The organism is Serratia sp. CY37869, assembly GCF_052168895.1.
Classification (GTDB): Bacteria; Pseudomonadota; Gammaproteobacteria; order Enterobacterales; family Enterobacteriaceae; genus Serratia; species Serratia ureilytica.
In genome coordinates this window covers 1,062,130-1,074,605 of the sequence record NZ_JBJNLU010000001.1, presented here as the reverse complement: position 1 = coordinate 1,074,605, position 12,476 = coordinate 1,062,130, and the positions used below count along the sequence as shown (strand labels likewise).

The 12,476-nt window shown below is 60.1% G+C and carries 10 protein-coding genes; all 10 read right to left on the bottom strand.

Translation table 11 applies throughout. The features are described 5' to 3' along the window. Window positions 1-42: 42 nt before the first annotated feature. The gene (locus ACJ8J1_RS05135; protein WP_033643431.1) at window positions 43-1,029 is read right to left on the bottom strand and encodes a glycosyltransferase family 2 protein; all 987 of its coding nucleotides are present in this window, start codon (window positions 1,027-1,029) and stop codon (window positions 43-45) included. A 12-nt stretch (window positions 1,030-1,041) separates the two neighbouring features. Beyond that, entirely contained in the window at window positions 1,042-2,925 is a 1,884-nt protein-coding gene (locus tag ACJ8J1_RS05130) for a carbohydrate-binding protein (protein ID WP_033643432.1), read from the bottom strand. Continuing rightward, the gene (locus ACJ8J1_RS05125; protein WP_033643433.1) at window positions 2,922-3,665 is read right to left on the bottom strand and encodes a glycosyltransferase family 2 protein; all 744 of its coding nucleotides are present in this window, start codon (window positions 3,663-3,665) and stop codon (window positions 2,922-2,924) included. The genes ACJ8J1_RS05130 and ACJ8J1_RS05125 overlap by 4 nt, the downstream gene beginning before the upstream one ends. A 10-nt stretch (window positions 3,666-3,675) precedes the next feature. Then, complete coding sequence (locus tag ACJ8J1_RS05120) at window positions 3,676-4,731, bottom strand: glycosyltransferase family 4 protein (RefSeq protein ID WP_033643434.1); 1,056 nt, start codon at window positions 4,729-4,731, stop codon at window positions 3,676-3,678. Window position 4,732: 1 nt separating this feature from the next. Next, on the bottom strand, window positions 4,733-5,638 hold the full coding sequence (locus ACJ8J1_RS05115; RefSeq protein ID WP_033643435.1) for a glycosyltransferase family 2 protein: 906 nt from the start codon (window positions 5,636-5,638) through the stop codon (window positions 4,733-4,735). Window positions 5,639-5,772: 134 nt separating this feature from the next. Next, window positions 5,773-6,621 carry an ATP-grasp fold amidoligase family protein gene (locus ACJ8J1_RS05110; RefSeq protein ID WP_033643436.1) on the bottom strand — a complete coding sequence of 283 codons (849 nt, stop codon included), beginning with the start codon at window positions 6,619-6,621 and terminating at the stop codon, window positions 5,773-5,775. Further along, window positions 6,611-7,900: a flippase gene (locus ACJ8J1_RS05105; RefSeq protein ID WP_033643437.1), complete on the bottom strand. Its 1,290-nt coding sequence runs from the start codon at window positions 7,898-7,900 to the stop codon at window positions 6,611-6,613. Before ACJ8J1_RS05105 ends, ACJ8J1_RS05110 begins: the two co-directional genes overlap by 11 nt. A 4-nt stretch (window positions 7,901-7,904) precedes the next feature. After that, a complete protein-coding gene (locus ACJ8J1_RS05100) occupies window positions 7,905-10,076 on the bottom strand; it encodes a polysaccharide biosynthesis tyrosine autokinase (protein ID WP_033643439.1) in 2,172 nt (723 codons plus the stop codon). A 27-nt stretch (window positions 10,077-10,103) separates the two neighbouring features. After that, window positions 10,104-11,237: a polysaccharide export protein gene (locus ACJ8J1_RS05095; RefSeq protein WP_033643440.1), complete on the bottom strand. Its 1,134-nt coding sequence runs from the start codon at window positions 11,235-11,237 to the stop codon at window positions 10,104-10,106. Between the two features lie 45 nt (window positions 11,238-11,282). After that, a complete protein-coding gene (gene wecA, locus ACJ8J1_RS05090) occupies window positions 11,283-12,332 on the bottom strand; it encodes a UDP-N-acetylglucosamine--undecaprenyl-phosphate N-acetylglucosaminephosphotransferase (protein WP_033643441.1) in 1,050 nt (349 codons plus the stop codon). Between the last annotated feature and the right edge of the window lie 144 nt (window positions 12,333-12,476).

The window sequence follows — 12,476 nt, the reverse complement described above, 5'->3', positions numbered from 1 at the left end:
GGGCTTCCACACGGGTTTATCGTCGTTCGGGCACGGTCAGATTCACCCGAAACGGTTGTAGAGACTGGCCATCAGGTAGTAGACCAGCGGACTGCGGTAGAACAGGCGGTTCTTGCGGCTCAGCATTTGCCGCTCCTCCGCCCGCAGCCGGGCATAGCGCCGTTTCAGCTCGGCGGTTTCCCGCAGCGCGTCACGCAGGCCGAAGAAGTCCAGCCCGACCAGCAGGCGCGCCTTCAGCGTGGTGACGAACAGCACCGAGTGGAATCCCTTCCCCCCCTCGCGGCGACGCCCGCTGTCAGCGCGCTCGATGGCGTAATCGAGATCGTCCAAATCCCGCCGCTTCGGCGCGCGCGTGATGCCGTTGGGGTTAGCGCGATATCCTACCAACGGCGTGTCGCACACCACGATGCGGTTCGCTTTCAGATACAGCTGCGGGATCAGCTGGATATCCTCGAAGTTGCGCCCCGCCGGAAACGCGGCGTCGTTGAACAGCGAACGGTGATAAATCCGCGCCCAGGCGTACCACAGGCTGCGGTTAAAACTGTCCGCCAGCAGCGCCATATGCGGCTCGCGCTCCTGTGGCGCGGCGTTGCCGGGCACGATCGCCATCAGGCCATCCGGTTCTATCTTGCCGTTTTTCAGCCGCGAGAAACGCTGGGCGTTGAACGCCACGATCTCCACCTGCGGGTTATCCGCCAGCAGGCGCCCCAAAATGCTGAAATAGCCCGGCAGCAGCACGTCGTCGGAGTCCAGAAAACCGAGATATTCGCCTTCGGCATGGGCGATCCCGGCGTTGCGCGCGGCGCTCAACCCCTGGTTATCCTGGCGCAGGATGCTGACCTGCGTTTTCAATGCCGGATAACGGCACAGCACCTCTTGCGCGACGGCGATGGAGCCGTCCGGGCTGCCGTCATCGACGAGGATCACTTCCGCCCAGTCGGGCAATTGACTCAGCACCGAGTCCAGGCACGCTTCGATGTAGGCTTCCACCTTATACACCGGGACGATCAGGCTTAGCGTGATAGTCATGAACGGGTATCCTTATTGATTGCTAGTGTCTCGTTGCACCCACAGCGCGCTGCTGCCCACCGCGGGCAATTTGGCGTCGATCTGCGGCTGCCCCTGCCAGCGCCAGCCGGGCGGCAGGTCAAAACGGGCGGCCATCGGCCGATAGTACGGGTTGGCGATCAGCACCAGGCCGCGCTCGCCGTCGATAAACAGCCGCGCCGGTACGGCGGTGTTGTTGCCGGACAGCGTCGCACTTTCGCCCGAGAGCAGGTACGGCGTGAAGCTGTCGATCTGTTGCGCCACGCGGGCAACCCCTTGCCAGATACCGTCGAATTCCTGTTGGTTGAAATCGCCGCTGCGGCGCTTGTAGAACAGGTCGGTATAGGAGTAGAACAGCAGCCCTTTGACGCCGCCGATCAGCCCCAGCCAGGCCTGGTTGCGGATCTCCGCTTCGCTCGGCTGGCGCGGCTTGCAGTGCGGCTCATAGGCGGCGTGATCCATGATCTGCATCACCAGCCAGGCGCCCTTCGCCTGGCGCGCCACCTGCACCGTCAGGCGCGAGTATTCCAGCGTGCGCGTCATGTCGGCATCGCGTCCGACCGGATAAGGATCGCTGGCCAACACGTCGGAACTGTTGAAATAGGCGTTGAGCGCGCCGGTCTGGTTCAGCGCCTGAAAGGTCAGATGGTCAGGGTCTTGTTGCTTCACCTGCAGATGCATCTGCTCTATCTGCGGCGCGTACTTCGGCGCCAGCTCATCGTTGATGTACCAGGCGAGCAGGTTCGGCTGAGTTTTAAACTTCTCCACATAAGACGCCGTCAACTGCGGGTAGCTCAGGCGCGTTTTCGGCGCAGAGTCGAGGCCGGGGTAGAAATCCTTCAGCGAGAAAATCACCTGCAGCCCGTACTGCTGCGTTTTGCGGAAATAGGCGTACGGGTCGCGCCCTGCGCCGTAGTTGTAATTCAGCACGGTGTTGAAACCGGCGTCGCGGATGCGCGCCAGATGCTCATCGGTCGCCATGTTGCCGTACATGTAGATGCCCAGCGGAAAGAAGCGCTTGCCCTGCCGCAGCGTATAGCCCTGCTCGTCCAGCGCCACTTTCGGCGGCGCCTCGCCGATGCTGACCGGCATTTCGCTGCTCCGGCTGTGCTTCGACGCCACGTCCGTCACCTGCTGCTGCAGGCGGTACTCGCCGGCGGCCAGGTTGGCCGGCAGCGAGAACTCTACGCGCTGACGCTCGGCGACATGGTAGCGGCGGCTCTCCTGCCGCACGGCGGTGCGTTGGCTATCGAGCAGCGTACTTTCCACCTGCACTTCCTGAGGCTGCTGCACTTCAATCAGGCTGGAGGCCGATTGCCCGCCGGCGCGCATCTGATACAACGCCGGCGCCGTCGGCTGGCTGCAAACGTAGGCATCGTCGAACCAGGCGTTGCCGGTCGTGCCCTTGCGCATATACAGCCCCAGTACGGTGGTGGTGGCCTCTGCCGGTACGGTGAAGCTGCCCTCCACCAGCTGCCAACCGCTGCTGCCCAGCAGGCCTTGCGGGTAGCTGCCGGCCAGGTGGCGCCCCTTGGCGTCATAGCTTTCGACGTACACCCCGGCGCCCGGCTGATCGCCTTTGCCGCGCAGGTTATCGCCGCGCACCCACACGCCGAACGCGATCGTCTGGCCCGCTTTCACCTGCAGCGTTTGCAGCATCTGGTGATACTCCGCCGGGTCAGGATTGCTGTAGTACAGGCTGGCACGGCCGCTGCGGCCGCCGGAGACCACCTTGGCCGGCGGCAGCGACCAGCCCGTCTGTCCCTGCTCAAAGCCGGGGTTGGTCAGCAGATTGGTCTCGCAGCCCGCCGCCCCGGCCTGAGCCGCCAGCCCGCATCCGATCAGCACGCAGGCTGCGTTCAAGATTTTGCTGGTCATTGTCTTTTCATCACCGCGCTGTACAGGTAGGAGAAGAACAGGTAGCAAGATTTTTGATAAGAGAGCCCCAGATGACGACGGTAGATCTGCCACTGCCAGTCCGCCGCGCGGATCTTGTTGCCGGACAGCGAATTGGCGGACAGCCGGTAAAACGCCAGCGGCTCCGGAATGCAGTACGCCAGGCGATTGCGCGCGCGCTCCAGAATAGACAGCCACATCACGTAGTCTTCGTGCCCGACCTTGCGCTGGTAGACCTTGCCGACCCGGCGCTGGTTGTACATGCCGGTCAGGTTGCCGATCCAGTTGCTTTTCAACATGTCGCGGTAGGCGATGATCTCCCCGGCGCCGCGGTAATTTTTCACCTGCGCCAGGTCATTCTCGAAGGTGTAATAGTGCGAGCAGACCACGTCGTAACGCTGGGTTTTAAGGATGCCGACCTGGCGGGCCAGCTTATTCGGGTGCCAAACATCGTCGCTGTCGCAAAACGCGATGTAGTCGCCGCGCGCCGCCTCGATGGCGATATTGCGCGTTTCGGCCACCCCCTGATTGGCGTTGTTGCGGATGTAGGTCAGCCGATCGTGAATGAACGGCTTGACCACCTCAGCGGTGTTGTCGGTGGAGGCGTCGTCAATCACATACAGGTGATAGTCCTGATAAGTTTGATTCAATACGCCAAGGATCGACTCGCGGATAAAACCGGCGGCGTTATAAGCCGGCATAATGACGGACACTTTTTCCATGATGATTACCTCAGACGATAAGCTCTTGCCACTGGGGGTAAATACGTTCAGGCACAAACCGCTGCGCCTTTTCCAACGCACGGTGGGAGAAGCGGCGACGCAGTTCGCCGTCGCCGATCAGCGCCAGGACGCGCTGACTGAAGGTGTCGACGTCGCCGTCCGTCACCAGATAACCGTTTTCGCGATCGTCGATCAGCTCCGCCGGGCCGGTCAGACAGTCGAAAGCCACCAGCGGCAGGCCGAAGCTCATGGCTTCGATCAGCACCATCGGCAGGCCTTCGTAGCGAGAGGTCATCAGCAACAGGCTCGCCTGCCGGTAATGCCCGGCGATATCGGCGGTGGCCGGCAGCAGCTGCACCCGTTCGTCGAGCCCGTAATCGGCGATCTGCCGTTGCAACGCCGCCCGATCCGGGCCATCGCCGACGATGTGCAGCCGCCACTCCGGCGCCTGCTGCGCCACCTGCCGCCAGGCGGCGATCAGCCGGTCGAAGCCTTTCTGGTGGCACAGTCGGCCGACCGCCAGCGCCACCGGCTGTTGCTGTTCCGGATGCGGCGCCCGCAGCGGAAACGGCGACACGTTCTCAATCACCCGACATTTGCGGGCGGGCACCCAGCGGCCGATATTCGCCAGATCTTTTTGCGTCAGCAGCACGGTGCGATCGCCCAGCCGGTAGATCAGCACCTTCAGCCACTTCATCGGCCACGGATACTGGTGGAAACTGACATGTTCACTCAGCACCAAGCGGCTGCCGGGACACAACAGCCGCAGGTAAGGCACCATGATCACCGAGAGTTTCCCCATCGAGACGGTGATGATGGCGTCATAGCGGCCGCGGCGTAAGAACAGCGCCAGGCGCCACGGCCAGAGCAGCGTCTTGCCGCGCATGAAGCGCAGCGTCACCGCCGGCTCCAGCGGATAGAACGCCCGATCCCCGCAGATGGATATCAGTTCGACCTGGTGGCCGAAGCGGGTGGTCAGCGCATTGGCCAGGCTGCTGGCCACCCGTTCGGTGCCGCCTTTGCCGCCGATGTCTTCGATTACAATTGCGATTTTCCGCGGTTGCATGTCACCTCCGTAATCCCTCGCGGGCCGTGCGCAGCAGCCTCCCCCCCAATGGAAACAGTCCCAGCCTGGCCAGACAGTCGCCATACAGCTTGATCGCCTTGAATTTGCCGCTCAGGGTGTGGCGCTCCATGCGCGATGAGTAGTAGTTGAAAGCCTGCAGATCTTCGCTGTACAGCGAAGCCAGCAGGTGTTTACAGGCAAAGCCGCTGATATAACGGCCGCTGGCCTGCAGATAGGTATCGATAAAGCGTTCGCTGGCGTCGATGTTCAATCGGCAGCGGTTCAGATCCTCGTCGCCGCAGCGGATGAACACCCCACCGCCCTGATCGTGAACCACCCGGGCGCCCAGGTTGGTGGCGTTGACCAAAAATCCCCAGTCCTGGTAACGGGCCAAAAACTCCGGAAATAAAAACCGCCGGTCTTGTTTCTTACGCACGCTGATGGTCGAGGTGCGAATATCCCCCATCTCGATAAATAAGAAATCTTCCCCGGCCACGCCCTCTTGATAATTAAACACGTAGCTGCGCACATTCTTGTCGTTGACCGTGGTGTAATTGCCGAACACGATATCGATCCGTGTGTCCTCATGCCGTCTCAAGCGCCGGATGATATAATTGGTGCCAAACATATCTTCCGGTTCCAGAAAAAAAACCACCTCAGAACGCGCCAGGCGAAAACCGATATTGCAGGCGACGGCGATATTGCCGCGCACCCGGCTTTCATGCAGTCTGGCGCGATGATTCGCCGCCAACAGTCCGTGTATCTTTTCCGACTCACCGGCTTCCGATGAATAATCGACCACGATAATTTCATAATCAAAACCGGCGCAGTAATGGGTCATGCGCGCCAGCGTGGCGGCGAGATGGTTTGAATTATTAAAAGCGGGAATAACAATTGATAAGTCCATTTAATACCTCAAAAGCTATTATCAACTGGCGAGTGCAGCCTGATGCCAGAGAAAAAGTTTGTTATCGCAGCATATCCCTGCCCGGTTATCCCCCCGCCTCGGGTCGAGTACGCGCAGCCAACGGCCTGTTTCAGCTACGTATGAAAATACCCTCCCCATTCTTGTTCAATCGTTTCTGGCATCAGCCGTTGTAATCCGGCCCCCGGGGTGAAAGTCAGCTCGCCAAAATAAATGCGATCCTGCACCTGATAAAAATCGACGCGTACGTACGAGAATTGTTCCGCCACCTGGCGCGCCAGCCGCAGCATCTCCTTTAGCCCGCTGGGGCGCGACATCGGCACGTCGCTGTTCGGCACGCCCATGCGGATCTCGGTGCGGTTCCAGTCCGCATCAAAGAAATCGCGGCGATGATCGATAAAGCGCTGATAATCGATCTGAATAAAGAAGCGCACCTCACCGTCAAGATTAAAACAGTGGATCTTGATGTCGTTCGGTATTTGCCCTTCGTCGATCAGCATTCTTTCCACCATGATGCAAGGTGGAATATCTTTATAATGCCGCTCGCGATAAACCTGATAAAAACTTTGCCGCAGCCAACTGTTGGTCAACACCCGCAGTTCGTTATAACCGGTTTGGCTTTTATCAAATACCAGCTTGTTATATCCGCTGCCATGGTTGGCTTTAATCACAAACGACTCGGGCAGCTGCTGATACATCTCTTCCGTAAATTCGTTGCCGTGCGCGTAAAGATCGATCAAATACTCTTTACCCCATAGCTGTTCGATATACTCTCTCACCCGATATTTATCAGATAGCTGCGTATATATCGCCAGTGGATAAACTTTCCTACGCATCAGTTTTTCGCTGTACCCCACCGGATGGGCCAGATGCGGCACCTTGCGGAAAAACATTGCGTATTTTAACTGATGATATATTGCATCGGGCATACGTCGGTATAACCCTTTCACCAGATTATTTAACATATATTTCTCGTACCTTCCCTATTAATTGCGGAAAACACCGATAGCAAGTCACCTGCAAACGCGTAATTTTTCCTCCTCTGAAAAAGCTGTTGAGCACAAAGAATGAAATAAACTCCGTGATCAACGTCGATATCGCCGCGCCCATGATCCCGTAGCGCGGGATCAGGATGAAATTCATCACCACGTTGGCCAACGCCGCCAGCGGCATTTTGATGGCGATGAATCGATAGCCGCTGAACAGCACGATGGCGCGGTAAGACACCGTTCCCATCACCGAGAACAGCGACGTCACCGAGCACAGCGCCAAAATGGTCGCCGTTTGCCGGTAACTTTCGCCGAACATCAGCGCGACTATCTGCTGCGGAAACAGCGACAGCACCGCGATCACCGGCATCGAAAGCACCAGCACCATCAGATACAGCTGGCGAATGCGCGCCTCTTGTTCCTGCTCCGAACCGGCGTTCGCCACGCCTGGCATCATCGACATGATCAGCGCGATGGGCACGAATACCCACCCCTGGCTCAGCGTGATGGCGGCGCTGTAAAGCCCGACGCTGTGTTCTCCCAAATAGTTGCCCAGCATGATCTGATCGATGCGCGTATAAATGACGATCGACAGGCTGGAGATCGCCAGCGGCAAGCCGACGCTGAACAGGTAGCGGCCGTAGCGCCGTTTGTGTCTGCCGCTGATCGCCGGCATCTGCGCCTGCTCGCGACGGAACAGCACCCAGCGCACCGCATAAGGCAGCAGGCTGCTCAGCACATAGGGCAGCGCAAACCACACCAGCGGCAATTGCGCGTACACCAGGCCGAGCCGCATCACGATCGACAGCAACAGCGCGACGTTGTTGATCAACGTGTTCAACTTCGACTTCAGCAGCGCGTCGTAATAGATTTTGTAGACGTCCTGCACGGAGAAATACGCGCTGATCAACATCAGCAGCATCATGATTTGGTTGGTGCGATCCTGCGTCAACAGCGTCCAGGCCATCAGCGGCAGCGCGATCAGCGCAAACAGCTGGCGGCGGATGCGCATCGAAGCCAGCATCAGCCGCATGCCGCTCCGGCGCCGTTTGGCGACGCGGTTGAACAGCACCGCGTCCGCCCCCAGCTGCACCAGCGGCACGGCGATGGCGATCACCGACAGCAAGTAGTTAATCAAACCGTATTGCGCCGGCCCGAGATAGCGCGCGACGTACACCGAAACGAAAATCCCCGACAGACTCAGCGATACCCGCTCCAGCATTAGCCACAAAGAGTTCATCAGCATCGCTTTCATGCGCTTACGGCACCTTTTCTTCCTGATGGCTCGGATAGGCAAAGGCGTAGTAACCCGCATCGGCGGCGGATTTTTTCACCATGCCGTTGAGGATCACGCCTTTGATCGCCACCCCATTCTGTTCGAAACGGCGCATGCTGGTTTCGATCTGCTTGACGGTGTTCACTTCAAAACGCACCACCAGCAGCGAGGTGCCGGCGTGATGACCGACGATCGCCGCATCCGTCACCGCCAGAATCGGCGGCGTATCGATCAGCACCAGATCGTAGTGTTGCCCGGCCCAGCGCAGGAAGTCAGCGAAGCGGCGATGCATCAGCAGTTCGGACGGATTCGGCGGCACCTGGCCGCGCGGCACGAAGTCCAGGTTGGCGATGGCGGTTTTTCGCACCGCCTGTTCCGCCATCACGTCGCCCACCAGCATGTCGGACAAACCGCGATGTCCATCCTCGGCCAGCCAGCGATGCAGAAAGCCTTTGCGCATATCCGCGTCGATCAGCAACACCCGCTGCCCGGCCTGCGCCACTACCACCGCCAGGTTGGTGCTGGTGAAGCTCTTGCCGCTTTCCGGGCTGGCGCCGGAGACCATCAGAATATTGTTTTTGGCTTCCAGCATGGCGAAATGCAGGCTGGTGCGCAGGCTGCGGATTGCCTCCACCGACAGATCCGTCGGCTCGGCCACCGCCAGGATCGGCAGGCGCCGGCCGCCGGATTTGGGCAACAGATGACGCTGCTCGCGGTTGCGCTTCACCTGCCACGGCGACAGCGGCACGGTGGCGTAGACGTTGATGCCCCGTTTCTCCAGCGTATCGATATCATTGATGCCGCGGTGGAAGGCCGCGCGCAACAGCACCACCGCGGCGGCGCCCCCGGCGCCCAGCAGCAGCGCCAACAGCACGATCAGCATCTTTTGCGGCTGGATCGGCCGAATGGCGGTTTCCGCTTCATCGATGATGCGCACGTTGCCTACCGTGCCGGCCTTGCTGATGCTCAGCTCCTGCTGCTTGTTCATCAGCTGCATGTAAACCTGCTGATCCACCTGCACGTCTCGGGTGAGACGCAGGATCTCCTGCTGCATTTTCGGCAGCGTCTGCACCTGTTTGCCCAGCCGCGCCTTTTCCGCTTCCAGCGTGGCGCGCTTTTCCAGCAGCGCCCGGTAAGCCGGGTGCGCGCGGGTATAGAGCTTGGAGATCTCCGCTTCCTTGAAGGTCAGTTCATTGAGCTGCGCTTCGAGCTGCACCTGCGTGTCCAACACCGATTTGGCTTCCAGCGACAGATCCACCGAGTCGTTTTGCTGACGGAACTGATTGAGCTGGGTTTCGGCGTTGTTGAGCGAGGTTTGCGTTTGCGGCAGTTGCTCTTGCAGGAACGCCAGCATTCGCTGCGCCTCTTCCGTTTTGCGATCCACGTTCTGCTGCAGGTAGTTGTCGGTGATGTTCTTCAGCACCGCCTCGGCGCGCTGCGGATCTTCGCTCGGCAGCGTAAAGGTCATGATGCCGCTGTCTTTACCGCCCGGCACTACGTCAAGATTTTTGCGCAGATCGTCCACCGCTTTCTGGCGCGCGACTTTGACCACCGTGAAGCTGGCGCCCGGCGCCGCGTCCAGTGCCGAGACGGCCATGTTCCATCCGCCCTGCGCCACCGGCTGCCCGACCGCGCCGCTGAACAGTTTGGCGCCGTCATGGCTCAGCTCGTAATGCTGCCCATCGCGCACCGTCAGCGTCAGCGCTTCGCCCTCCATTTCCGGCGGCGTCGTTAACGTGGCGATATCCAGCACCGGCGCCTTTTCGCCGCTCAGTCGGGCAAAACCTTTACCGAATACCGGGAAATAGTCCGGCTCGACGCGCACCGTCAGGCCAAGGGCATCCACCGTTTTGCCGAGCACGTAGCGCGACTTGGCCAGCGTCACTTCATCCTGCGTCGCCGAATTCTGCCCCATCGAGCTGTCCAGCGTTTCGCGCAGCAGCGAGTCGCCGGACAGCTGTTTCTCCACCTGCACCACCGCCGTGGCCTGATACACCGGGGTCGCCAACAGGGCATAGGCGACGCCCAGCGCGCCGGCCACGCCGGTTACGACGGCGATCCGCCAGCGGTTATCCCAAAGCGGCCCTACCAGACGCTCCCACTCCAGCTTTTCATCTTGTTCGGCCACCATCACGGACAGCGCATTGTTCTTCATCTTCTGTTCCTTATTCATCCTGCGGATTTACCAGTTGCGCACGCGCAAGGTAGCCTCGCTGAGATCGTTAAAGCTGCTGATGGTCGGCACCAGCTGGCTGATCAAACGGTTCCAGCGCGCGACCGGCGCCGCAGTGACGTACACGACGTCGTAAGGTTGCAGCTGAAATTCAGCGCCCATCGCCAGCGCGCTGGCGTCGGAAAGATCGAACTGATACAGCGTCGCCAGCCGCTGCGGCGTTTTGCCGCCGCTCGGCCGGATCACGAATACCCCGGTCGCATCCGCGACCGTCTGGCTGATCCCTTCGGAAGAGCCGAGGGCCTCGGTCAACGTCATGCCGCTGCGATCCATCTTCAGCGTCGCTTGCTTGCCCACTTCGCCCATCACGAACACTTTCAGTTCGTCATTGCGCGGGACGTAAAGGATGTCACCCGGCTGCAGCAACGCGTTCTGACTGATGTCGCCGTGCTGCATCAGCGCCTGCAGCGAGATGGCCCGATCCTTGCCCTGATGGGTCAGCACCACGTTGCGCCAGTCGGCGTTCTCCGTCAGGCCGCCGGCGGCGTTGATCGCATCCAGGATGGTCAGCGGCACGTTGGTGATCGCCTGCTGGCCGGAGGTTTTCACCTCACCGGTCACATAAGCCTTCTGCGAACGGAAAGCGGCGATGCTGACATCCACCTGCGGGCTTTCCACATACTGCGCCAGACGGCCGGCGATCAGGCTGCGCACTTCGGTGACGGTTTTGCCCACCACCGCCACTCGCCCGATATAGGGATAAAAAATCGTGCCATCGGCATGGACCCAGTTACCGGTGTCGCTGGCGCTGCGGTACTGCCCGGCCGGCGTAGTCAGCTCAGGGTGATCCCAGACGGTGACGTTCAACACGTCGCCGACGCCGATACGGTATTGATAGTTCTGCAGCCGCTGATCCAGCGTCGGGTTCGGCCGGGCGACCGGTTCTACGCGCCGCATTTTCTGCAGCAACATCGGCGACATGCGGTAGACCTGCACCTGGTTATTCAAATCAAAACCGTCGTCTTGCTGCACGACGACGGCTTTTCCGCTGGTAGGTAAATGTGAGCCGGGAATCACCGTACACCCGCTCAACAGCGCGGAGGTAAAGGCCAACGGCATCAAAAGAGGCAAATGAAAATTCATGGAAGTACCGTGATAAACGGGCTGCCGCCGCAGCCCGTGAGGGGATTAACGGCCGACGGTCGGATTATCGCTGAACACCGTCGCCTGACGCGGCTCGCGCAACAGGGCGAAATAGCCGCAAAAACAGAGCAGAAACGCCACCAGCATCAAACTCTCTTGCAGTTTCAGCACTTCGCTGCAGATGCCGATGCAGGCCAGCGTCACCGCCAGCATGGTGCTCATCGCCAGCGCCTGGCGCGCATTCAGTCCGCGACGCATCAGAATATGGTGCAAATGATCGCGCCCCGCTTTGAATGGGCTTTGGCGGCGCAGCAGGCGGCGCACCATCACCGTCACCATGTCCATCAGAGGAATGGCGATCAGCCACAGCGCGGTCACCGGGCGCATCACCGCCTGCGGTCCCTGGGTCGCCAGCAACACCAGCCACAGCACGCTGAAGCCGATCACCATGCTGCCGGCGTCCCCCATAAAGATCTTGCTACGCGCACCGAACAGACTCAGGTTGAACAGCAGATAAGCCGCCAGAGCGGCGATCAGGCCCAGACACCACAGCGCCAGGTCTTCCCGGCCGCCCAGCCCGAACACGATGGCCAGCGCGACGAAGGTGACGCAGGACAAAGCGCCCAACTGCCCATCGATGCCATCCACCATGTTGTAGGCATTGATCGCTCCCCATACCGCCAGCGGCGTGAGCAGCAACGCGCCATAGCCGAGCATCACTTCCTGATGCCCCCAGACATAACCCAGCGAGGAGAGTTGCATCCCTGCCGCCAGCATCATCGCCAGCGCGATCCCTCCCTGCACCATGACGCGCGGCGCCACGGGCAGATCAAAGCGGTCATCCAGCACGCCCAACACCACCAGCGCCGTTATGCACAGCAGGTAGATCGTGCTTTCGGGCAGCCAGGCGGGTTGCCACAGCGTCATCAGCATCAGCGTCAGGTACACGGCGATGCCGCCGACCAGCGGAATGTGCCCCAGATGTTGCTTGCGCGCATTGGGCTTATCCACTAACCCCACCACCAAGGCGGCGCGGCGGGCAATAAGCACCCACGCCACCGCCAGCACAAATATCACGCTCAGTTGATATAACATCGTTCCTCCAGCGAATAAGCACGCTACCGCCCTTGAGTTACAGCTCCCAATGCGCTATTAACAAAAACAAAATTGATCCGGCCAGGATATAAGTCAGCATGCGCTAATCCTGAAAATGCAGATTTATCCGCTTGTCAGCGAAAA

What these genes read in the sequence shown, in the direction of transcription:
- ACJ8J1_RS05135 (WP_033643431.1), bottom strand. Translation starts at nt 1,029, where the DNA reads ATGACTATCACGCTAAGCCTGATCGTCCCGGTGTATAAGGTGGAAGCC.
- ACJ8J1_RS05130 (WP_033643432.1), bottom strand. Translation starts at nt 2,925, where the DNA reads ATGACCAGCAAAATCTTGAACGCAGCCTGCGTGCTGATCGGATGCGGG.
- ACJ8J1_RS05125 (WP_033643433.1), bottom strand. Translation starts at nt 3,665, where the DNA reads ATGGAAAAAGTGTCCGTCATTATGCCGGCTTATAACGCCGCCGGTTTT.
- ACJ8J1_RS05120 (WP_033643434.1), bottom strand. Translation starts at nt 4,731, where the DNA reads ATGCAACCGCGGAAAATCGCAATTGTAATCGAAGACATCGGCGGCAAA.
- ACJ8J1_RS05115 (WP_033643435.1), bottom strand. Translation starts at nt 5,638, where the DNA reads ATGGACTTATCAATTGTTATTCCCGCTTTTAATAATTCAAACCATCTC.
- ACJ8J1_RS05110 (WP_033643436.1), bottom strand. Translation starts at nt 6,621, where the DNA reads ATGTTAAATAATCTGGTGAAAGGGTTATACCGACGTATGCCCGATGCA.
- ACJ8J1_RS05105 (WP_033643437.1), bottom strand. Translation starts at nt 7,900, where the DNA reads ATGAAAGCGATGCTGATGAACTCTTTGTGGCTAATGCTGGAGCGGGTA.
- ACJ8J1_RS05100 (WP_033643439.1), bottom strand. Translation starts at nt 10,076, where the DNA reads ATGAAGAACAATGCGCTGTCCGTGATGGTGGCCGAACAAGATGAAAAG.
- ACJ8J1_RS05095 (WP_033643440.1), bottom strand. Translation starts at nt 11,237, where the DNA reads ATGAATTTTCATTTGCCTCTTTTGATGCCGTTGGCCTTTACCTCCGCG.
- wecA (WP_033643441.1), bottom strand. Translation starts at nt 12,332, where the DNA reads ATGTTATATCAACTGAGCGTGATATTTGTGCTGGCGGTGGCGTGGGTG.